Source organism: Streptococcus sp. ST16 (assembly GCF_046098135.1).
In the GTDB taxonomy this organism is placed as follows: domain Bacteria; phylum Bacillota; class Bacilli; order Lactobacillales; family Streptococcaceae; genus Streptococcus.
Genome location: NZ_JBJUSE010000015.1, coordinates 1 through 22,823, shown reverse-complemented (window position 1 = coordinate 22,823; position 22,823 = coordinate 1). Strand labels below are relative to the sequence as shown.

At 41.7% G+C, this 22,823-nt stretch carries 17 protein-coding genes, 1 pseudogene and 1 CRISPR repeat array (1 of these 19 running past the window's edge); of the genes and pseudogenes, 7 read left to right on the top strand and 11 right to left on the bottom strand.

Annotation, left to right across the window (positions count from 1 at the left end; genetic code table 11):
• Positions 1-695: a CRISPR direct-repeat array (repeat unit 36 nt; unit sequence GTTTTAGAGCTGTGTTGTTTCGAATGGTTCCAAAAC) (it extends 1,321 nt beyond the left edge of the window).
• Between the two features lie 167 nt (positions 696-862).
• From ACIY14_RS08445 to pbp1b, 6 genes are all read right to left on the bottom strand, one after another.
• Complete coding sequence (locus tag ACIY14_RS08445; RefSeq protein WP_409002251.1) at positions 863-1,540, bottom strand: rhomboid family intramembrane serine protease; 678 nt, start codon at positions 1,538-1,540, stop codon at positions 863-865.
• Positions 1,524-2,063 carry a 5-formyltetrahydrofolate cyclo-ligase gene (locus tag ACIY14_RS08440; protein WP_409002250.1) on the bottom strand — a complete coding sequence of 180 codons (540 nt, stop codon included), beginning with the start codon at positions 2,061-2,063 and terminating at the stop codon, positions 1,524-1,526. Before ACIY14_RS08440 ends, ACIY14_RS08445 begins: the two co-directional genes overlap by 17 nt.
• A gap of 11 nt (positions 2,064-2,074) precedes the next feature.
• A complete protein-coding gene (locus tag ACIY14_RS08435) occupies positions 2,075-3,205 on the bottom strand; it encodes an N-acetyldiaminopimelate deacetylase (RefSeq protein ID WP_409002249.1) in 1,131 nt (376 codons plus the stop codon).
• Between the two features lie 67 nt (positions 3,206-3,272).
• On the bottom strand, positions 3,273-3,971 hold the full coding sequence (dapD, locus tag ACIY14_RS08430) for a 2,3,4,5-tetrahydropyridine-2,6-dicarboxylate N-acetyltransferase (protein ID WP_409002248.1): 699 nt from the start codon (positions 3,969-3,971) through the stop codon (positions 3,273-3,275).
• A gap of 78 nt (positions 3,972-4,049) precedes the next feature.
• On the bottom strand, positions 4,050-4,967 hold the full coding sequence (locus ACIY14_RS08425) for a DMT family transporter (RefSeq protein ID WP_409002247.1): 918 nt from the start codon (positions 4,965-4,967) through the stop codon (positions 4,050-4,052).
• 77 nt (positions 4,968-5,044) lie between these two features.
• On the bottom strand, positions 5,045-7,561 hold the full coding sequence (gene pbp1b, locus ACIY14_RS08420; protein WP_409002246.1) for a penicillin-binding protein PBP1B: 2,517 nt from the start codon (positions 7,559-7,561) through the stop codon (positions 5,045-5,047).
• Between the two features lie 140 nt (positions 7,562-7,701).
• Between pbp1b and tyrS the strand changes: the two genes are divergently transcribed.
• Positions 7,702-8,958, top strand: coding sequence for a tyrosine--tRNA ligase (gene tyrS / locus ACIY14_RS08415; protein ID WP_409002245.1), 1,257 nt, complete (start codon positions 7,702-7,704; stop codon positions 8,956-8,958).
• Between the two features lie 77 nt (positions 8,959-9,035).
• On the opposite strand, the pseudogene ACIY14_RS08410 reads toward tyrS, so the two are convergent.
• A pseudogene (locus ACIY14_RS08410) lies at positions 9,036-11,100 on the bottom strand (heavy metal translocating P-type ATPase).
• A 1-nt stretch (position 11,101) separates the two neighbouring features.
• A complete protein-coding gene (locus tag ACIY14_RS08405) occupies positions 11,102-11,380 on the bottom strand; it encodes a DUF6110 family protein (RefSeq protein WP_000910909.1) in 279 nt (92 codons plus the stop codon).
• Between the two features lie 151 nt (positions 11,381-11,531).
• Between ACIY14_RS08405 and ACIY14_RS08400 the strand changes: the two genes are divergently transcribed.
• Complete coding sequence (locus ACIY14_RS08400) at positions 11,532-12,380, top strand: putative RNA methyltransferase (protein ID WP_070534834.1); 849 nt, start codon at positions 11,532-11,534, stop codon at positions 12,378-12,380.
• Positions 12,381-12,490: 110 nt separating this feature from the next.
• Here the strand turns inward: ACIY14_RS08400 and ACIY14_RS08395 are convergent, their stop codons facing one another.
• The 3 genes from ACIY14_RS08395 to malQ form a co-directional block, all read right to left on the bottom strand.
• Positions 12,491-12,697 carry a hypothetical protein gene (locus ACIY14_RS08395; protein ID WP_009013759.1) on the bottom strand — a complete coding sequence of 69 codons (207 nt, stop codon included), beginning with the start codon at positions 12,695-12,697 and terminating at the stop codon, positions 12,491-12,493.
• A 253-nt stretch (positions 12,698-12,950) separates the two neighbouring features.
• The gene (glgP, locus tag ACIY14_RS08390; protein WP_409002244.1) at positions 12,951-15,209 is read right to left on the bottom strand and encodes a glycogen/starch/alpha-glucan family phosphorylase; all 2,259 of its coding nucleotides are present in this window, start codon (positions 15,207-15,209) and stop codon (positions 12,951-12,953) included.
• Between the two features lie 24 nt (positions 15,210-15,233).
• A complete protein-coding gene (gene malQ, locus ACIY14_RS08385; RefSeq protein WP_409002243.1) occupies positions 15,234-16,751 on the bottom strand; it encodes a 4-alpha-glucanotransferase in 1,518 nt (505 codons plus the stop codon).
• Between the two features lie 474 nt (positions 16,752-17,225).
• On the opposite strand from malQ, the gene ACIY14_RS08380 reads away from it, so the two are divergent.
• From ACIY14_RS08380 to ACIY14_RS08360, 5 genes are all read left to right on the top strand, one after another.
• The gene (locus ACIY14_RS08380; RefSeq protein ID WP_409002242.1) at positions 17,226-18,494 is read left to right on the top strand and encodes an extracellular solute-binding protein; all 1,269 of its coding nucleotides are present in this window, start codon (positions 17,226-17,228) and stop codon (positions 18,492-18,494) included.
• 124 nt (positions 18,495-18,618) lie between these two features.
• Positions 18,619-19,911, top strand: a complete 1,293-nt coding sequence (locus tag ACIY14_RS08375) for a sugar ABC transporter permease (RefSeq protein ID WP_223330432.1) — start codon at positions 18,619-18,621, stop codon at positions 19,909-19,911.
• 1 nt (position 19,912) lies between these two features.
• Positions 19,913-20,755, top strand: a complete 843-nt coding sequence (locus ACIY14_RS08370) for a sugar ABC transporter permease (RefSeq protein ID WP_195217014.1) — start codon at positions 19,913-19,915, stop codon at positions 20,753-20,755.
• 181 nt (positions 20,756-20,936) lie between these two features.
• Positions 20,937-21,737 carry a DUF1189 domain-containing protein gene (locus ACIY14_RS08365; protein WP_084874251.1) on the top strand — a complete coding sequence of 267 codons (801 nt, stop codon included), beginning with the start codon at positions 20,937-20,939 and terminating at the stop codon, positions 21,735-21,737.
• A 9-nt stretch (positions 21,738-21,746) separates the two neighbouring features.
• Positions 21,747-22,733, top strand: a complete 987-nt coding sequence (locus tag ACIY14_RS08360; RefSeq protein ID WP_001145418.1) for a LacI family DNA-binding transcriptional regulator — start codon at positions 21,747-21,749, stop codon at positions 22,731-22,733.
• Positions 22,734-22,823 lie beyond the last annotated feature (90 nt).

Genomic DNA, 22,823 nt, shown 5'->3' with positions numbered 1-22,823 from the left:
TTTTAGAGCTGTGTTGTTTCGAATGGTTCCAAAACTGGAGTGCGCCCGTCTGTTCCTTTTGTACCGTTTTAGAGCTGTGTTGTTTCGAATGGTTCCAAAACCTCCTTTAGTACATCATATGATACCTTTGTGTTTTAGAGCTGTGTTGTTTCGAATGGTTCCAAAACCTTGTGTTTCGAAAGCCTGGTTCCTTCTACGTTTTAGAGCTGTGTTGTTTCGAATGGTTCCAAAACGAAAAGTCAGTTGGTTAGAATGACCCGCATGTTTTAGAGCTGTGTTGTTTCGAATGGTTCCAAAACACGCAAGAAGTGAAGCAGCGAGTACGCGAGGTTTTAGAGCTGTGTTGTTTCGAATGGTTCCAAAACACACATCTTTTGACAAAGATTTATATTCTCGTTTTAGAGCTGTGTTGTTTCGAATGGTTCCAAAACCAAGATGCTGATTGCTGGACCGTCTAAAGCGTTTTAGAGCTGTGTTGTTTCGAATGGTTCCAAAACAGGTTGCTGTAACAGGCAAAATCGAAGGCGGTTTTAGAGCTGTGTTGTTTCGAATGGTTCCAAAACACTCCCTTTGCAGCCCAACCAAGAACAGCTGTTTTAGAGCTGTGTTGTTTCGAATGGTTCCAAAACATTACTAAATTTTTCAGTTCAGTTAAGTTGGTTTTAGAGCTGTGTTGTTTCGAATGGTTCCAAAACACATTAAAAGCTACTCATTTTTTAAGTAGCTTTTTTCTTATTCAAGTTTACATATTATACTCTTCGAAAATCAAATTCAAACCACGTCAGCGTCGCCTTACCGTACTCAAGTACAGCTTGCGGCTAGCTTCCTAGTTTGCTCTTTGATTTTCATTGAGTATTAGTCGTCACAATCCCATTCCCTTGTAGAGAAGTAAGACTGCGAGTCCTACAAATAACACTAACGCTACCAGTCTCTGACTAGCGCTATACATCCGTCTTTCTCCTCTAACTGGAAAGATAACTGCTAGAAATGCTCCACCTACTGCGCCACCAATATGTCCTGCTAGGCTAATTCCTGGAATCATAACACTGCCAATGATATTTATCACGAAAAGCGTCAGATAGGATTGCCCCAACTGCTGGATATAGGGATTGCGAGTTGCATAGCGCAAGACGATAATCGCAGCAAAGAGCCCATAGAGGGAGGTGGATGCTCCTGCCGCTACAACTTTCGGTGTGAAAGCAAAAACAAAGAGATTCCCCATCATTCCTGATAAGAGATAGAGAAAGAAGAACTGCTTAGAGCCGAAAATCTCCTCCACCTGTCGTCCAAGAAAGTAAAGTGAAATCATATTAACAATGAAATGCTCCCAACCAATATGCACAAATATAGCCGAAAAAAGGCGCCATACCTGCTCTGGGAACAGGCGAATGATTGGCCCATACATAGCTCCAAACTGAAACAGAGTTTTTACATGGTCAAAGTTGATACCCGTAGTGACCAACATCAATAGAAATACCAAAGCCGTCACTAGGAGGAAAAAACTAGTCACAGGGTAGCGTTTGTCAAAGATTTCCTTCATAGATTAGCACCTCCTGAACGGGAACATCATGGTCTTCCGAGTTAAACTCCTGAACTTGACAAGAATAGATTGTACTCATGCTATGCCCAGCAAAATTCTCCAAATAACGGTCGTAATAGCCCCCGCCATATCCAATCCGATACCCCTCTCTTGTAAAGGCCAAGCCCGGAACATGAATCAAATCAATCTGAGAAGCATCCACCACTTCCAAGTTCCCTTGGGGCTCCAGTAAGCCAAAGGAAGTTTTTACCAACTGTTGTGGATCGTAAACCACAAACTCCATGCGCCCCTTGGGATAGGTTTTGGGTATCAGAACCTTCTTGCCATCTCTTAACGCCTGCTTGATTAGTTCCTGCGTTTGAAATTCATGCGGAAAAGAGAGGTAGGTTGCGATGACCTTGGCTTCTTGGTAAAAAGGATGATTCAAAAATCGTTTTGTTAAAGCTCGATCCATAGCCTGTTTTTGTTCCTGAGATAGAGCCTTCATTTCTTGCAAGACTTGCTTGCGTAATTTCGATTTCATAGCTAAGCCCTCTACTCCGCCGCTTTCTTTTTGAGAAAACTAGAAACCGCCTCAACGCCAACGGCTAAGGCCTCTTCCTTAGGACTCATCTGAGGGTGATGAAGGGCGTAGGGACTATCGATACCTAGCCAAAACATAACGCCGTCTATCTTAGAAAGGAGGTAGCCAAAGTCCTCACCAGTCATAGCAGGCTCGATATCAATCAACTCAATCCCGTCTTTCTCTTCAAAGAAGTCCATCAGTTCACGCGCCAAGGCTGGATTGTTCTCAACAGGTAGGTAGCCTCCTTGCTTGAGTTCCACTTCGACTTCCATATCAAAGGCTGCTGCAACACCTTCTGCTACTGTCTTGACTCTTTTTTGTACTAGTAGGCTCATGTCCTGGGTCAAGGCGCGAATGGTTCCATGTAAAAAGGCTGTGTCTGTAATGACATTGTTGGTTGTTCCAGCTTGAAAAAGGCCAAAAGTCACCACCGCTCCTTCGATTGGATTGACATTGCGGCTGACAACTGACTGTACTTGGGTTACAAAGTAACTAGCAGCCACCAAGGCGTCATTGGCTTCATGCGGAAAAGCTGCGTGTCCTCCTTTTCCTTTGAAACGAATCTTCACCTCACAAGTCCCTGCAAAGAGTGTATGAGTATTGGTCGCGATCTGTCCGACCTTCAAATCTGGACGAACATGAAGGCCATAAAATTGGTCTGGCAACCAATCTCCAAAAGCACCATCCTCATACATGAGCATACCACCAGCTTCATTTTCTTCAGCAGGCTGAAATAGGAAGAGCAAATTATTCTTGGGTTGCTCCTCAAGGGCGCGTTCGAGACAGCCCAAGGCAATAGTCATATGAAAATCATGGCCACAAGCATGCATGCGACCTTGGTGTTGAGAGGCGAAAGGTAGACCTGTTTGTTCAACGATAGGCAGGCCATCAATATCCGTTCGCCAACCAATGGTACGCTCTGGCTGACTTCCCTGTAGGTAAACCAAAATACCTGTACGCCACGTACGAACTTGAACAAAGTCCTTGTCCGTAGTCAATTTCTCAATCACTTCCAGCAAATAAGCATGAGTCTTGAACTCCTCCAAGCCAATCTCTGGAATCTGGTGTAAATCTCGTCTAGTCTGAATCAAATCTAACATCTATCTGTCCTCCGATATAGCAGAAAGAGGCTGGAAAAAGGGTTCCGCCTCTTTTTTACTTTTGCAATTACAAGGTACGAAGCGCATCCTCTAGCGCTGTTTTTTGTTGGGTTTGGGCATCAATTTCTTTGATGACACGAGCTGGAACACCTGCTACCACTACGTTTTCTGGAACATCTTGGGTAACAATAGCTCCTGCTGCAACAACTGAACCACTGCCGATTTGGACTCCTTCAATAACCACTGCATTGGCACCGATAAGAACATTGTCTCCGACGCGGACTGGTTCAGCACTAGCTGGCTCAATCACACCTGCCAAAACTGCCCCTGCACCAACGTGGCTATTTTTTCCAACGATAGCGCGGCCACCAAGGATGGCACCCATATCAATCATGGTTCCTGCACCGATTTCAGCACCGATATTGATAACTGCTCCCATCATGATAACAGCATTGTCCCCGATTTCAACTTGATCACGGATAATAGCACCTGGCTCGATACGAGCGTTGATAGCACGTTTATCTAGCAAGGGAACTGCAGAATTACGAGCATCTTGCTCAACAACATAGTCTTGATTTTCTACCAAACCTTCAAGAAGCGGAGCGATATCCTTCCAGTCTCCGAATAAAACATTTCCTAGTTTGACAACAGAGCTTAGTACAGCAGTTGCGAGTTCTCCCTCAAAGGTTACTTTGACACTGGTTTTCTTTTCAGCATTGGCGATAAATCGGATAATCTCTTGAGCGTTCATTTTTGTAGCAGTCATAGGCGCCTCCTGGTTCGTTATAATGATACCTATTCTACCAAAAAAGGCTTCAAATTTGAAGCCTCAACTATCAAATAATTATCTTTGCTGGGCTTGTTTTGCTTCCTCTACAGATAAAAAAATCATCGGAACGATAATCAACACCATAGCTAAGGCCAAAAAACTATCCATGACTAATCCCAGAAAAAGAACACTTAATAAAGCTGAAGAGAGCGGTTCGCTGGCACTCACTACAGAGACAACGAGAGGGGAAACAAGAGACACAGCCTTCATAGATAGGAAGAAAGCAAAAGCAGTTCCAAACACGGCAATCGTCAGACAAATCAGCACACTTACCAAATCCACTTGAAAACTTATCCGATAAATGGGGTAAAGGAAATTACTAAAGAGTCCTGCCAGAATCATCCCCCAACCAACAGTCGGAACAAATCCGTAGCGCCGTGCAAAGCGTTGGGGCAGGATAACATTAAACATGACCCCTACTGCACTGAGCAAACCTGTCACTAGAGCCAAAGGTGTCATGGACAACTGGGACAAATCCCCTTTCGTAGCCATCAAAAAAACACCTAGCATGGCAATCAAAACATAGAACACAGCTGTAATCGAAGCCTTCTTCTGGTAAACTAGGCGATTGTAAAATAGGATAAAAACAGGGCTGATAAATTGCAAAATGGTCGCCGTCGTTGCATTGGAATACTCAACGCAGAGATAGAAGAAAAACTGCACAGAAAAAATACCTAGAATAGCATAGGCTAAAAAAGGTAGATAATTTTTCTTATCACGCCAGATGTCCAATAATCGAGTGCGCAACTGAAAGGCCGATAAGCCTAAAACCAAACTCCCCGCCACTAGTAAACGCATAGAAGTAACCCATCCAGAAGACACTGGATAATGAGTGAAAAAATACTCTCCTAAAATCCCACAGATCCCCCAGATTAGGCCTGAGAGTAGCGAGTATAGTGTTCCCTTAACAATCTTTTTCTGATAATGATTCATACTCCTATTGTAACACGAAACCAACAAAGAAAAAAGTAGCAACAAGGAGAAATTGCTAACCTTGCTACTACTCTTTCTTAACGATTAAAGAGACGTGAACGTCCTGAAGAACCACTTTGAGTGTTGTTGTTCGAATTTGCTCCTGAGCTGCTACTTGAACTTGAGCCACTGTTTGAGCTTGGAGGAGTCACTGCAGGAATGCTTCCTAGAATATTCTTCCATGCGTTCAGATAATCTGCATCGCTGCCTCCAATAGCAAAGCGATAGGTAGTTACTGGCGCCCCTTCTTTAGTAGCCCAGTAACTTGTTACGGTAGAACCGGAAACGTTAACTTCTTTGCCATTGATTGAAACCTTGCCCGGTTTCTCCCCTGTCGACTTGAGAACTTGTGACTTGGTCACACTTGAGTCAAGATTAAAGCGCTCATTCCCCCATATTCCAGGTTCAGCTTGTTGGATAGCATTGACCAAGTGGGCCATATAGTTGGCATTGCGGTAGTGGCCTGCTCCTTTGGCTAGTGGTCGGTTGTCATCGTGACCTAACCAGCCACCCAAAGTCAAGCGAGGTGTAGAAAGCATGAGCCACATATTTTCATCTTCATTGGTCGTACCAGTTTTTCCGATCCAGTCAGCACTAGCTAGGGATGGATTGATAGTCGTCAAGTCCGTCTGGAAACTTGAAGTAATCCGAGATGAAATGACATCCCGAAGAAGACTTTGCATGATGGTTGCTGTCGCTTTTGAGTAAACTTGGACAGGTTTATCTTTATGTTCATAAACCACTCGACCATCTGTTGACTCGATCTTCGCGATCATGTGTTTCTTATGGTAAACTCCGTTGTTGGCCAGAGTCTGATATCCGTTAGTATGCTGAGCAACTGTAACGTCAATTCCTCCGCCCATCGGTAGACTTTCAATACCATATTCTGGGATTTCGTAACCCATTTTTTCCATATAGCCTTTAACATCAACACCCTTCTCTCGAAGTGTACGATAAGTCCAGTAGGCTGGGATATTCCATGAGTAGTTGAGGGCCTCCCCTAACGTCATCATCCCTGTACCAGGACTATTGACATACATGATGGGATTGCCGTTTGAAAAGTTGGTTGGATAGTTTGATAAGATACTTGCACTTCCCATCAGACCTTGGTCAATGGCAATACTGTAAGCCAATATCGGCTTAGTAGTCGAGGCAGGGGAACGTTTTGTATCGATAGCGTGGTTATTCTGATTTTTTTGATAATTGCGACCACCGACAAATCCAAGAATAGCCCCCGTTTGGTTGTCCATGAGGACATTCCCCACCTCAGGCTGGCCTGTCGAATCATCTAGCAGATAGCCGTAGGTTGCCACCGCATTTTGCATCGCGGTATGAACATTTTTATTGATAGTCGTCGTAATCTTATATCCACCATTTTCAATCTCCTTAGTCGCTAAATCACGATAAGCTTTCTGGATGGATTCATTCTTTTGCTCTTGTACAGAAACATTATCTCTCTGAATCAGGTAGTCATACATCCGATCAGTAGCTTCTGCCAAGGTTGCGAAGTAGAGATAGTCACGCGAAGTACCGCTGACACTACCAGATGGTAAGAAGTCTTTCTTAAAATCATAATCCTTGTACTTGTCGTAATCTTCCTGACTTAGAGCCCCTGTCCGGTACATATTATAGAGAACATCTCTAGCCCGTTTGATCCCCAGAGCCAAATCCTCCTCACTCTTCATGCTACCATCAGATTCATAAGGAGAGTAACTAATCGGACTCTGTGGCAATCCTGCGATAAAAGCTGCTTGAGGGACCGTTAAATCCGAAGCATTGACCCCAAAGATTCCTTCTGCAGCCTGCTGAGCACCTGCAATATTTTGACCTTTATGATTGCGACCAAAAGGAGCTATGTTAAGGTAGGTTGTCAAAATCTCATCCTTACCCATGGCCCGCTCTAAAGCAAGAGCATCAATAATCTCTTTAGCCTTACGAGCTAGAGTTGGAGCATCCCCCACTACTTGTTGCTTGATAACTTGCTGGGTCAAGGTCGAACCACCACTGGAAGACCCTAGTCCAACAAAAGTTCCCAAGGTAGCACGAATAACGGCCTTAGGCACAACTCCCTTGTGCTCATTGAAATGCTCGTCCTCTGTCGCAACAATAGCTTTCTTAAGGTTGTCTGAGATAGCATCCGAAGCGACTGACGTGCGCAACAAATCTCCCTCGATTGAAGCAATGGTACTACCGTCAGAATAGGTGATTTCTGAGATAGAGGCAATATCCTTCACTTGCTTGACCAACTCTTCTGCTTGAGGTACCTGGGCCTTGTCAAATAGAGCAACCCCATAACCCATAGCTACACCAGCACCAAACAGTCCACCGATAAAGCCTAGGATAAAGAGTGTGTTGAAGACTATTTTAAACCCACTCAAAACCTTAGCAAAAATAGAGCCTGCCCTTCTAACTTTATCAGAAGAGGTCACTTTTTTACCGGTTTTCTTACTAGCTAGTTTTTCTGCTAGGCTTTTCTGCCATTTAGCAATTCGTTGCATTAACTGCTGGAAAACATGCAGCATTTTTGTTTTTAATTCATTAATTTTTTCTTTCATGAATGTCCTCGCTTTCTCTATTATACCATAAAAGGGAAACTTTCAATAAAATAGCCACTTTCTTCCCTATTCCACTAGGCTATTGCCCAAGTTTGTGATACAATAGGTAGAAACAATATTTTAAAAAGGAGAAAAGACACATGCACATTTTTGATGAGCTAAAAGAGCGTGGTTTGATTTTTCAAACGACTGATGAAGAAGCTTTGCGTAAAGCCCTAGAAGAAGGTCAAGTTTCTTATTATAGTGGCTACGATCCAACTGCTGACAGCCTTCACTTAGGTCACCTTGTCGCTATCTTGACAAGTCGTCGTTTGCAGTTAGCAGGTCACAAACCTTATGCGCTCGTTGGCGGTGCTACAGGTCTCATCGGAGATCCGTCCTTCAAAGATGCTGAGCGTAGTCTCCAAACAAAAGACACAGTGGATGGCTGGGTCAAGTCTATCCAAGGACAACTTTCTCGCTTTCTTGACTTTGAAAACGGTGAAAATAAAGCTGTCATGGTCAACAACTACGACTGGTTTGGCAGCATCAGCTTCATTGACTTCCTCCGTGATGTCGGAAAATACTTCACTGTCAACTACATGATGAGCAAGGAGTCTGTGAAGAAACGGATCGAAACAGGGATTTCTTACACAGAGTTTGCTTACCAAATCATGCAAGGGTATGACTTCTATGTCCTTAACCAAGACCACAATGTAACCCTCCAAATCGGCGGTTCTGACCAATGGGGAAATATGACAGCTGGTACCGAATTGCTTCGTCGTAAGGCTGATAAGACAGGACACGTAATCACTGTTCCACTGATTACAGACGCGACTGGTAAGAAATTTGGTAAATCAGAAGGAAACGCAGTCTGGCTCAACCCTGAAAAGACTTCTCCTTACGAAATGTACCAATTCTGGATGAACGTTATGGATGCTGATGCTGTTCGCTTCTTGAAGATTTTTACCTTCTTGTCACTCGATGAGATCGAAGACATCCGCAAGCAGTTTGAAGCGGCTCCACATGAACGCTTGGCTCAAAAAATCCTAGCTCGTGAAGTCGTGACTCTTGTCCACGGAGAAGAAGCCTACAAAGAAGCCCTTAACATCACTGAGCAACTCTTTGCAGGAAACATCAAGAACCTTTCTGTCAAAGAACTCAAACAAGGACTTCGTGGAGTGCCAAACTACCAAGTACAAGCAGACGAAAACCACAATATCGTAGAACTTCTCGTTTCATCTGGTGTGGTCAATTCAAAACGCCAAGCCCGTGAAGATGTTCAAAACGGAGCTATCTATGTCAACGGTGACCGCATCCAAAACCTTGACTATGTCTTGAGTGACGCTGATAAGTTAGAAAACGAACTGACTGTTATCCGTCGTGGTAAGAAAAAATACTTTGTATTGATTTACTAAACTGTTCAACATTTATCTATAAACAAAGGAGTTAACCTCGAGAAAGGTAACTCCTTTTTGCTGTTAATAACTCTCATCTATCTATTTTTAATAGACAGACTACGCAAGACAATGCGCAAGGTTGTTAGATTATGTAAGATAGAGAGATTTGAAGGACTGAGCCAATTAAACAAGCCAAAGCCAATCAAACTACTATTTACGACAACGGTATCTTGAATATTCTTCTTGATGAGTATTTGCAAAGATGATGATAGCGAATCCAACTCTTGGAAGAAATCCAAGCGATTATCTAACAATAAGATATCACTCATCTGCTTAGAAATATCTGCGCTTTCATTCATCACCACACCGATATCTGATAGGGTTAGAGCCGCTGAGTCATTCAATCCATCTCCAACCATCAAAATAGTGTGACCTGCTTTCTGCAGTTCCTCTACTAACTCAAATTTCCCATCAGGTTTCAAGTCTGTATAGACCTGATCAAAGGGCAAATCTTTGACTAATTCCTCTGTTCTAACCAAGGTGTCCCCTGTTGCCAGAATCAATTTTTTTCCCTTGTGCCTTAAGTTTCTCCAAGGCTGCTTTTGCTTCTTTTCTCAAAGGAGTATGAATGCAGAACATTCCAATCAATTCATTCTGGTAGGCTAAGAATAAGAGATTGTAGTGATTCTTGTACTCTTCAATCAAAGCATGTTGTTCCAAACTAATATGAATCTGCTCATCCTGCATCAAGACATAATTTCCAATAACAACTGGTTGGCCATCTATATGGGATTTGATTCCCTTACTTGCGATATATTGGAGTTTCCCATGCATTTCCTCATGTTCAATCCCCTCTATCTCGGCTTGTTTGACAATGGCATTAGCAATAGGATGATAAATGTGTTCCTCAAGACAGGCACTGATTCTGAGAATATCTTCCTCGCTATAGTCCCCAAAAGGTAACACCTTTTCAACTATAGGATAGCTAGTTGTGATTGTTCCTGTCTTATCAAACAAGAAAGTATCAACTTCCAGATATTTCTCTAGAACATCCCCATCCTTAATCACCATTTCACGGTTCAACCCCTCTTTGATAGCTGTCAAATAAGCTACAGGAGTAGAGATTTTCAAAGCGCAGGAGAAATCAACCAATAGGAATGAAATAGCCTTAGAAAAAGAACCTGTTAATAAGTAAGTCAGACCAGCCCCCAAGAAATTATATTTGACGACCTTGTCCGCCATCTTGATGAAATAGCGTTGTTTAGTTTTTTTGTTTTCTTCAGATTTCTTCATCAACTCAATCAGCTGTAAAATACGGCTGTTCATCTGATTATCGGTTACACGAATGCGTAGCTCCCCAGTTTCCAAGACTGTGTTTGCACAAACCGAATCAGACTCTCTTTTTTCAACTGGAAAACTCTCTCCCGTCAAGGAACTTTCGTTGACCATACCTAAACCTGAAACTACTTGTCCATCAAACAGAATTTCATTTCCTTGAGATAGGACCAAGACATCTCCTATTTGAACATCGGAACTCTTGATACTAACGACCGTATCGCCCTGTACTAAGAATACATCGCTCTCTTTTGCAAGAAGACTCTGTTCTAAATCTGTTGCAGTTTTTTTCAAGGACCACTGATCTAAATGATTCCCCAAATCAAGCATAAACATGATGTTGCTGGCAGTCTTGGATTGGTTCATAAACAAAGACAATAAAATAGCCGAACAGTCCAAGACTTCCATCGTTAGTTCCATACGCGCTAGTGTTTGATAGGCTTCTTTAACATATCCAAAAGCCTGATAACAAGTCCATATATAGCGAATAGGAGACGGCACAAGACTACGAAAAAGCACACGCTTAATCGCTGCACCTGAAACGATAGAATAGGCACTCTCTTCTCTACGAACAGGAAGAGTCATCAACTCAGAAACTTTCCCTTTATCAATCCTTTTTAAAAAGGCTTCTGCATTGTCTAATACAGAGAAGCCTTCTTTTATACGTAGGGTAAAGTGCTGTTGATCCATGTAAAACTGGATAGACTCAATTCCCTTCTCATCTCTCGCCAAGGAACGAAGATAGTCTTGAATATCCAAGGTAAGTGAAAAAGAAGATGATAGTCGGATATGTTGATATCCTCTATATAGCACTTTAAAAGACATATTATTCTCCTATAAGGCTATCTAATTGCTCTTCTTTTTTCTCTTGCTCATACAAATATTTAGCATCTTGCAAAACATCGTCTCCATGTTGTTTCACAACAGAAACAGATGCATCTAGCTCGTCTTTCAACTTGTAAGCCTTAGCCAAAGCTTTAGAATAACCTTTTTTAGCTTCCTTACTTGCTAAGATTTTCAAACCAAGGGTACCAAATGCGACACCACCCAAAAATAATGAAGATTTTTTCGCAACTTTTGCAACGGTTAATACTTCTTTTAACATACTTATTTCCTCCTTATCATTATTATATAGCAATTTAGATATAAAAGCAATTTCATTTTATAAATTGGAGAATTAGTTTTATTTCTACTGAATCTCCCATCTACTTGCTCCTAAAGTTGCTTTCACTTGCCTCTTTTGATACACTTAAACTATGAATACAAATCTCAAACCCAAACTTCAGCGCTTCGCTGCTGCGACTGCCTTTGCCTGTCCTATCTGCCAAGAAAATCTAACCTTAGTAGAGAGCAGTCTCAAGTGTAGCAATCGTCATTCTTTTGACTTGGCAAAATTTGGCTATGTCAACTTGGCTCCTCAAATCAAGCAATCTGCCAACTACGACAAGGAAAACTTTCAAAACCGCCAAGAAATCCTAGAGGCTGGCTTTTATCAGGCTATCTTAGAAGGTATCTCCGACTTACTAGCCACTAAACCATCCGCAAAAACAGTCTTGGATATCGGTTGTGGCGAAGGCTTCTACTCTCGCAAGCTCCAAGAAAGTCACTCTGACAAAACCTTTTACGCCTTTGATATTTCAAAAGATTCCGTTCAAATCGCTGCCAAGAGCGAACCAAACTGGGCGGTCAACTGGTTTGTCGGCGACCTGGCTCGTCTTCCTATAAAAGACGCCAGCATGGATATCCTGCTTGATATCTTCTCGCCTGCCAACTATGGGGAATTCCGTCGCGTTTTATCCAAAGACGGTATTTTGATCAAGGTCATCCCAACCGAAAATCACCTCAAAGAAATCCGTCAAATGGTGCAGGACCAGCTGACAAAGAAGGATTATTCCAACCAAGATATCAAAGAACATTTCCAGGAACATTTCAGAATCCAATCTAGTCAGATTGCTTCCTTAACAAAACCTATCTCGGCTGAGCAACGCCAAGCCCTGCTTGCCATGACGCCCTTACTCTTTCACGTTGACCATACCAAGATTGACTGGAGCCAACTGACAGAGATTACCATTGAAGCAGAGATTTTGGTTGGGAAAGCACTGTAATTAAAACTTTCAGATAAGACAAAAACCCGCACCTCTTCTTGAGGCGTGGGTTTAAATTGCGATTTTTCAACTGTCTATCCGAAAAGTGGAAAAAATTTTAACCTCTCCATTTATTTTCGATTCGAAATGACAAATTTATCAATGAATAATAAGTGAAATGAGGCAAGTGTAATCCCCAAATAGCACCCATGATAAGAGATTTCTTGATGGGTAAGTGGAAAAAGAGTACGATTCCCCATCGAGAGTGATGACAAAACCACAAATAGTATCCAAAATAAATCAGTCCATTTATATTTTGAAAAATATTTTTTCCACATAAAAACACCTTCTTTCTTCACCACAATGCTATTATAATACAAATTATAAGCGGATACAAGAAATACGAGGCCATCAACTACGAAGAATCATGAGACTGAAATACAGTAAAAAGCAGTATTTCTAAAACTTCAACGTATCTATGATTTATCTCTTTTTAGACCTGATTGGCTAAAATCCACATCATTCAAAAAAGCGAATTTCAATTGAAATTCGCTTTTTTTTTTACAAAGTGATTAGTATAAATTTTGTATCTTAGTTCAAGTGCCAGATATCTTCGTTATACTGAGCGATTGTACGGTCAGATGAGAAGAATCCTGCTTTGGCAATGTTAACGATGACTTTATCCAACCATGCGTCACGATCTTCGTAGTCAGTAAGCATTTGCTCTTTGACTTTAATGTAGTCTTCCAAGTCAAGGAGAGTCATGAACCAGTCTTTGTTGATCAATTCGTTGTAAAGACGTTCCAAGCGTTCTTTCTTACCTACTGCAAGAACAGCATCGCTCACAATGAAATCAACCAAAGGTTTGATAGCTTCACGAGCATAGAATTCGCTTGACTTGTAAGCTGCTTTTGCGTAAAGGTCGATAACAGTTTCTGAATCTTCACCGAAGATGTAGATGTTTTCATCGCCAACTAATTCAGCGATTTCCACGTTAGCTCCGTCCATAGTACCAAGAGTCAAAGCTCCATTCAACATGAATTTCATGTTACCAGTACCTGAAGCTTCTTTAGAAGCAAGTGAGATTTGTTCTGAGATGTCACATGCTGGGATGAGGAAACTTGCTGCAGTAACGTTGTAGTTTTCAACCATAACCACTTGCAAGTGTGGAGCTACTTCTGGATCATTTGCAATCACTTCTGACAAGCAAAGGATCAAGTGAATGATGTCTTGGGCGATTGTGTAGGCAGGAGCTGCTTTACCACCAAAGAAGACTGTGATTGGACGAGCAGGAATGTTGCCAGCCTTGATATCAAGGTATTTGTGAATCACATACAAAGCGTTCATTTGTTGGCGTTTGTACTCGTGAAGACGTTTGATTTGGATATCAAAGATAGAGTTTGTATTGATTTCCACACCTTGGTGAGCTTTCAAGTGACGAGCCAATTTACGTTTGTTGTGAGCTTTAATATCTTCCAATTTTGCTTTGACAGCAGCCTTGTCTTCGTATGACAAGAGTTTTTCAAGCTCATCAGCTTCATGGTGCCAACCACGGCCAATAATCTCATCCAAGTAGTGAGACAATCTTGGGTTGGCATGCATAAGCCAACGACGGAATGTAATACCGTTTGTTTTATTGTTGAATTTTTCTGGGTAGATGTCGTAGAAAGCTTTCAACTCAGAATTTTTCAAGATCTCAGTGTGGAGTGCTGCCACCCCGTTCACGCTGTATCCATAGTGGATATCCATGTGAGCCATGTGTACACGGTCATTTTCATCAATGATTTGAACAGCTGGATCTTTGTATTCTGCTTTCACACGACGGTCCAATTCTTTGATGATTGGTACCAAGTGAGGAACCACTTCTTCCAAGAATTCAAGAGGCCATTTTTCAAGGGCTTCAGCAAGGATTGTGTGGTTAGTGTAGGCAGTCATGCTACGAACGATAGAGATTGCTTCGTCAAGCTCGATACCACGCGCAGTCAAAAGACGAATCAATTCAGGAATCACCATTGATGGGTGAGTATCGTTGATTTGTACAACTGCGTAGTCCGCAAGGTCATGCAAGTTGCTTCCTTTTTCGATTGCTTCGTCGATGATCAATTGCGCACCGTTTGAAACCATGAAGTATTGTTGGAAGATACGGAGCAATTCACCTTGCTTGTCGCTATCGTCTGGGTAAAGGAAGAGAGTCAGGTTGCGAGCGATATCTGTCTTGTCAAAGTTGATACCATCTTCGATGATAGAAGAATCAACTGAATCCAAGTCAAACAAACGCAAGCGGTTCTTTGTTGCTGTCTTGTAACCAGGTACATCGATATCGTAAAGGGTAGATGTCAATGTGAAATGTGCGAATGGCACTTGGTAGCTACGGCTTGAGCGTACCAACCAGTTTTGCTCAGTCAACCAAGCATTTGGAATTGTTTCTTGTTGGTTATTTTTAAGAACTTGTTGGAAAAGACCGAAGTGGTAGTTCAAACCAACACCGTCACCATTCAAACCAAGTGTAGCGATTGAGTCGATAAAGCAGGCTGCCAAACGTCCCAAACCACCGTTACCAAGTGATGGTTCCAATTCTACTTCTTCGATTTCAATCAACTCTTTACCTGCGGCTGCGAGTTCTTTTTTGACATCGTCATAAAGTCCAAGGTTAATCAAGTTGTTTGACAAGAGTTTACCGATCAAGAACTCAGCTGAGATGTAGTAAACTTTTTTCTTACCAGTGTTGACTGGTTTTTGACTGCTAGCAAGCTTGCTGTAGTTGAGAAGAGCAAGGTAAAGCTCTTCATTGCTACATTCCGCAATAGTTTTATTGCAACGTTTTTGTACAAATTCGTTTAATGGTAACATGTTTATGTGTCTCCTGATATTGTCTTATTTCTTTAATTCTACCAAATTTTCATTGATTCGGCGATAAATTGTAGTCAAGTCAAGCAAAGTTTCTTCAACAGCTGGTGTGAGTTGGTCTGCTGTCATACGCCATGACCAGTTCCCGCCAAGAGTAGATGGGAAGTTCATACGAGCTGACTCATCTAGTTCTAGCAAATCTTGCATAGTTGCAATAGCCATGAAGCTAACTGATGAAAATACTGTGCGAAGCATTGCGTGTGGCACTGTTTCGTACTCTTTACGGTTGGTGTAACGAGCCATGTATTCACGAGTTGGATCGTCGATCTCATTACGGTACCAACCAAGGACTGTATTGTTATCGTGTGTTCCTGTGTACATAACAGAGTTGGCAGGTGCCAAGTGTGGGCTATCGATACTTTCGTCTTCTGGGTTGAAGGCAAATTGAAGAATCTTCATCCCTGGGAAGCCAGTACGTTCGCGCAACTCGATAACCTCATCTGTCATGAAACCAAGGTCTTCTGCGATGATGTTCAGCTCACCAAGCTCTTCCTTAACAGCTGCGAAGAGTTTGTAACCTGGACCTTTCACCCATTTACCAGGTGCTGCTGTATCGGAACCAGCAGGAATTTCCCAGTAAGATTCGAAACCACGGAAGTGGTCGATACGAACGATATCGTAGATTTTGAAACTTTCGCGCAAGCGTTCAATCCACCATTTGTAACCGTCTTTGTCCATTGCTTCCCAGTCATAGATTGGGTTCCCCCAAAGCTGACCAGTGGCAGAAAACTCATCTGGTGGGCAACCTGCGATGCAAGTTGCTTTACCATTGACATCTGTCTTGAAGAGGTGTGGATTTGCCCACATGTCGCTTGAATCTTCTGCTACGTAGATAGGCATATCTCCAACAATCTCGATGTGGTTATCGTTAGCGTAGGCCTTCAATTTCAACCATTGTTGGAAGAAGAAGTATTGAGTCACACGGTGGTAAACCAACTTGTCTGCCAATTTTTCACGGTAGCTTTCAAGTGCTGAAGCTTTACGCGCACGAGCATCTGCATCTGGCCATTCTGTCCAAGCAAGATTGTCAAAATGCTCTTTAATCGCCATATATTCTGCGAAGAGTTCGAGCCATGATTGGTTGTCTTGAGCAAACTTCTCAAAATCTTTGACATCACCCACTTCCAAGAAGCGTCTAACTGCTTTTTCTAAAAGCGGACGACGTGCGTAATAAATCTTTGCATAGTCGACTTCAGATGCATTGCTACCAAAGTCAACACCTTCAAGGTCACTAGCTTCGAGCAAGCCTTGCTCTACCAAGATATCAAGATCGATAAAATGCGTATTTCCAGCAAAGGCTGAAAATGATTGGTATGGAGAATCTCCATAGCTTGTTGTCCCAAGAGGGAGGATTTGCCAGTAACGTTGCTTGGTACGAACCAAGAAATCGACGAAATCATAGGCAGTCTGGCCAAACGATCCAATCCCGTATGCTCCTGGTAGAGAAGAGATGTGCATCAACACACCACTTTGACGTTTTTTCATAATAGCACCTCATGTGTTTGTTATAAAACGTTGCGCAATCAAAGCGCAAACGTTTGCGTTAAATTAAGTATAGCGTATTTCAAAGACAAATGCAAGCGTTTTTAAAAATTTTTTTGAATTATTTTTATCTAACTAAAACTTATTCCCACTGATATTTTACGAAATAAGCGAAAAAATTTTTAAAGATTTTCTGATTTAAGATAATTCAGTCCGAACATCTCCTATATTTTCTGAAAATCTGCCTAAATTAACGCAATCGTTTCCCTTAGTTTTCACAAAATAAGAAAATCAGCGTTTAGGATGTTTTCTTCCTATTAAAGGCAATCATCTCCACTTCCAAACCTTAAAAATTTTTTAAAATTTTTTCAAAAAAACCTTGCAACCGTTTTCTATTTGTGCTATACTAAGCTCATAAAGGAAAACGTTTGCGTTTTCTAAATAAATTATACTGTTATTCTTTAGGAGGAATACACTATGTCATCTAAATTCATGAAGAGCGCTGCTGTGCTCGGAACTGCTACTCTCGCTAGCTTGCTCTTGGTAGCTTGCGGAAGCAAAACTGCTGACAAAGCAGCTGATACTAGCTCTTCAGAAGCACAAGAAATCACTCTCTACGTTGAAGACCAATATAAAGCCTTTGCTGAATCAGCTGCAAAAGCTTACGAAAAAGAATCTGGCGTAAAAGTTAACATCAAAACTGGTGACCAATTAGGTGGACTTGACAACCTTTCACTTGACAACCAATCAGGTAAAGCTGCTGATGTTATGATGGCTCCATACGACCGTGTAGGTAGCCTTGGTACTGACGGACAACTTTCAGAAGTAACTCTTAGCGACGGTGCTAAAACAGATGACACTACTAAATCTCTTGTAACTGTTGGTGGTAAAGTTTACGGTGCTCCTGCTGTTATCGAGTCACTTGTTATGTACTACAATAAAGACTTGATTAAAGAAGCTCCGAAAACATTTGCTGAATTAGAAGAGCTTGCTAAAGATAGCAAATATGCTTTCGCTGGTGAGGATGGCAAAACTACAGCATTCCTAGCTGACTGGACTAACTTCTACTACGCATACGGACTTCTTGCTGGTAACGGAGCTTACGTATTTGGTGATAACGGTACAAATCCTAAAGACATCGGTCTTGCTAACGACGGAGCAATCAAAGGTCTCGAATACGCTAAAACTTGGTACGACAAATGGCCTAAAGGTATGCAAGATACTGAAGGTGCTGGAAACTTGATCCAAACTCAATTCCAAGAAGGTAAAACAGCTGCTATCATCGATGGTCCTTGGAAAGCTCAAGCATTCAAAGATGCTAAAGTAAACTACGGTGTTGCGACTATCCCAACTCTTCCAAACGGTAAAGATTACGCAGCATTCGGTGGTGGTAAAGCTTGGATCATCCCATCAAGCACTAAAAACCTTGAAGGCGCTCAAAAATTTGTAGACTTCCTAGTTTCAACTGAACAACAAAAAGCATTCTACGATGCAACCAACGAAATCCCAGCTAACACTGAGGCTCGTACTTATGCTGAAGGCAAAAACGATGAATTGACTACAGCTGTTATCAAACAGTTCAAGAACGCTCAACCAATGCCAAACATCTCACAAATGTCAACAGTTTGGGATCCAGCGAAAACTATGCTCTTTGATACTGTAAGCGGTAAGAAAGATGCGAAAACAGCTGCTAACGATGCTGTAACATTAATCAAGGAAACAATCCAACAAAAATTTGGTAACTAATTGATTTGTTCAAGGGGGGTGGAAGCAAAATCCCCCTTTGAATTTATAGATATGCTTCTTATCAGATGTACGTATCTTACGATTGAATCCGAGTTTAAACTCGCATCCTATGAAAGGAGTAATCATGGAAAAACAACAGCCTCGCAAAGCAGCCTTGCTGTCAATCATTCCTGGTTTAGGACAAATCTATAACAAACAAAAAGCGAAAGGATTTATTTTCCTTGGCATTACTGTTCTTTTTGTTCTGTATTTTCTAACACTTGCAAGCCCTGAATTGAGCAATTTGGTCACCCTTGGTGACAAGCCTGGCCGTGACAATTCACTTTTCATGCTGATTCGCGGTGCTTTCCATTCTATCTTTGTTGTCGTTTACTTGCTCTTTTATATCTTTAATATCAAGGACGCACATACGACTGCTAAACGTATCAACAACGGTATCCCTGTAGCTCGTACCTTCAAGGATATGATTAAAGGTATTTATGAGAATGGATTCCCATACCTTTTGATCATCCCATCGTATGTAGCGATGACATTTGCGATTATCTTTCCAGTTATCGTAACCTTGATGATTGCCTTTACCAACTATGACTTCCAACACTTACCACCAAATAAATTGTTGGACTGGGTTGGTTTGACGAACTTCACAAACATCTGGAGCTTGAGTACCTTCCGTTCAGCCTTTGGTTCTGTTCTTTCTTGGACCATCATCTGGGCCTTGTCTGCTTCTACTTTGCAGATTGTCATTGGTATCTTTACAGCAATTATTGCCAACCAACCATTTATCAAAGGAAAACGTATCTTTGGTGTTATTTTCCTTCTTCCTTGGGCAGTTCCAGCCTTCATCACTATCTTGACATTCTCAAACATGTTTAATGATAGTGTTGGTGCCATCAACACCCAAGTCTTGCCTCTCTTATCTAAGGTTCTTCCTTTCTTAGATGGAGCTCTTATCCCTTGGAAAACAGATCCGACCTGGACTAAGATTGCCTTGATTATGATGCAAGGTTGGCTAGGATTCCCATACATCTACGTTTTGACCTTGGGTATCTTGCAGTCTATTCCTAACGACCTCTACGAAGCGGCTTACATTGATGGTGCCAATGCTTGGCAAAAATTCCGCAACATCACTTTCCCAATGATTTTGGCTGTTGCAGCTCCAACATTGATTAGCCAATACACCTTCAACTTTAACAACTTCTCTATCATGTACCTCTTCAACGGTGGAGGACCTGGTAGCGTTGGTGGTGGAGCCGGTTCAACTGATATCTTGATTTCATGGATTTACCGTTTGACAACTGGTACCGCCCCACAATACTCTATGGCGGCAGCTGTTACCTTGATTATCTCAATCATTGTCATCTCTATCTCTATGATTGCATTCAAGAAACTACACGCATTTGATATGGAGGACGTCTAAGATGAATAACTCAATTAAACTCAAACGTAGACTGACTCAAACCCTCACTTACCTCTACTTGATTGGCTTATCAATTGTCATTATCTATCCACTTTTGATTACCATTATGTCAGCCTTCAAGTCTGGTAATGTCGCAGCCTTTAAACTCGATACTAACATCGACTTCAATTTTGATAACTTCAAAGGACTCTTTACTGAAACTTTGTACGGTACTTGGTACCTCAATACCTTGATTATCGCCTTGATTACCATGGTTGTTCAAACAAGTATCATCGTACTTGCTGGTTATGCCTACAGCCGATACAACTTCTTGGCTCGTAAACAAAGTTTGGTCTTCTTCTTGATCATCCAAATGGTGCCAACTATGGCCGCTTTGACAGCCTTCTTCGTTATGGCCCTTATGTTGAACGCCCTTAACCATAGCTGGTTCCTCATCTTCCTCTATGTCGGTGGTGGTATCCCTATGAACGCTTGGTTGATGAAAGGTTACTTTGACACCGTACCAATGTCTCTTGATGAATCAGCAAAACTTGATGGTGCAGGACACTTCCGCCGCTTCTGGCAAATCGTTCTCCCTCTTGTTCGCCCAATGGTGGCGGTACAAGCCCTCTGGGCCTTCATGGGACCTTTCGGAGACTATATCCTCTCTAGTTTCTTACTTCGTGAGAAAGAATACTTTACAGTTGCCGTTGGTCTCCAAACCTTCGTCAACAATGCGAAGAACTTGAAGATTGCCTACTTCTCAGCAGGTGCCATCCTCATCGCTCTTCCAATCTGTACACTCTTCTTCTTCTTACAAAAGAACTTTGTTTCAGGACTTACAAGTGGTGGCGACAAGGGATAATCTATCCCTGCCACCCTTTTTTCATTTTGGAGCTTGTTGCTAAAGCTACACGATTGGGCACACGATCGCAAATAGTAGCAAAATCAGCTTTTCAATAAGCAATTTATCTACTAGACTTGAAATAAAGCACATTTCTCTATATAATAATACTCATATAGAAAACACTTTTAGAAAGATGCCTATGCTTCCATATCCATTCTCGTATTTCTCTAGTATCTGGGGATTTCGCAAGCCCCTATCAAAACGTTTCGGTCTCAACTGGTTTCAATTGATTTTTACCAGTATTTTCTTGATCAGCTTGTCTATGGTTCCGATTGCCATTCAAAACAGCTCACAGGAAACGTATCCGCTGGATACCTTTATCGATAATGTCTACACTCCACTGACAGATGAAGCGATCATGGATTTGTCGGAAAATGCACAAATCGTAGATGGAAAGCTGAACTACTCAGGAACTAAGAATCAACAACCTTCTCTTCTGATTGGACCGAGCCAAAGCAAAGAATTGCCAAAGGACCTACAACTTCATTTTGATACTGAAGAACTCGTCATCAGTAAGGAGAGTAAGGAACTGACTCGTATTCGCTACCACGCGATTCAAACAGAGAGTTTCCAGAGTAAGGAAAGTTTGACCCAGGCTATTTCTAAAGACTGGTACCAACAGAACCGTGTCTATATCAGTCTCTTTCTCGTCCTTGGTGCTAGCTTCCTCTTTGGATTGAATTTCTTCATTGTCTCTCTTGGAGCTAGCTTTCTCCTTTATATCACCAAAAAATCACGCCTCTTTTCATTTAGGACTTTTAAAGAGTGCTACCATTTTATCTTGAACTGTTTGGGATTACCCACTCTGATTACGCTTATTTTGGGACTTTTTGGCCAAAATATGGCAACCCTTATCACTGTACAAAATATTCTTTTTGTTCTGTATCTGGTCACTATTTTTTACAAGACACATTTCCGTGATCCAGATTATCATAAATAGGAGATTTTTATGCCCGTGACGATTAAAGACGTGGCCAAGGCAGCAGGTGTCTCACCTTCAACTGTTACCCGCGTCATTCAAAATAAATCAACGATTAGTGATGAAACCAAAAAACGAGTTCGCAAGGCTATGAAGGAGCTCAACTACCATCCCAATCTCAATGCTCGTAGCTTGGTGAGCAGCTATACTCAGGTTATCGGCCTGGTGCTTCCTGACGACTCAGATGCCTTTTATCAAAATCCTTTCTTCCCATCTGTTCTCCGAGGGATTGCCCAAGTCGCATCTGAGAACCACTATGCTATTCAGATTGCAACGGGGAAAGATGCAAAAGAGCGGCTCAAGGCTATTTCCCAGATGGTCTATGGGAAGCGTGTAGATGGTTTGATTTTTCTCTATGCCCAAGAAGAGGATCCTTTGGTTAAGCTAGTAGCAGATGAGCAATTTCCTTTCCTTATCTTAGGTAAATCTCTATCTCCCTTCATTCCGCTCGTCGATAATGACAATGTCCAGGCAGGTTTTGATGCAACAGAATATTTCATCAAAAAAGGATGCAAGCGAATTGCCTTCATCGGAGGAACCAAAAAACTTTTCGTAACACAAGATCGTTTAATGGGTTATGAGTTAGCTCTTAAACAATACCAACTTCCTATTGATCCCAATCTGACCTACTTTGCGACTGAATTTCTTGAAGATAATGGTTATCGCTTTAGTAAACTTCTCTTCGAACATGATCCAAATATTGATGCTATTATTACTATTGATAGCCTTCTTGCTGCAGGGGTCTGTGATTACATCGCAAAACATCAACTGGATGTCCCTGTCCTCAGCTTTGACTCGGTCAACCCTAAACTGAACTTGGCAGCCTATGTGGATATCAATAGCTTGGAACTCGGGCGCGTTTCCTTTGAAACTATTCTCCAGATTATTAACGATGCCAAAAACAATAAACAGATTTGTTACCGCCAGTTGATTGGGCACAAAATTATCGAAAAATAAAGACCAGCTCCAGTGAACTGCACCCCAAAAGTTAGACAGAAAAAATCTAACTTTTGGGGTGTTTTATTATGAAATTGAGTTATGAAGATA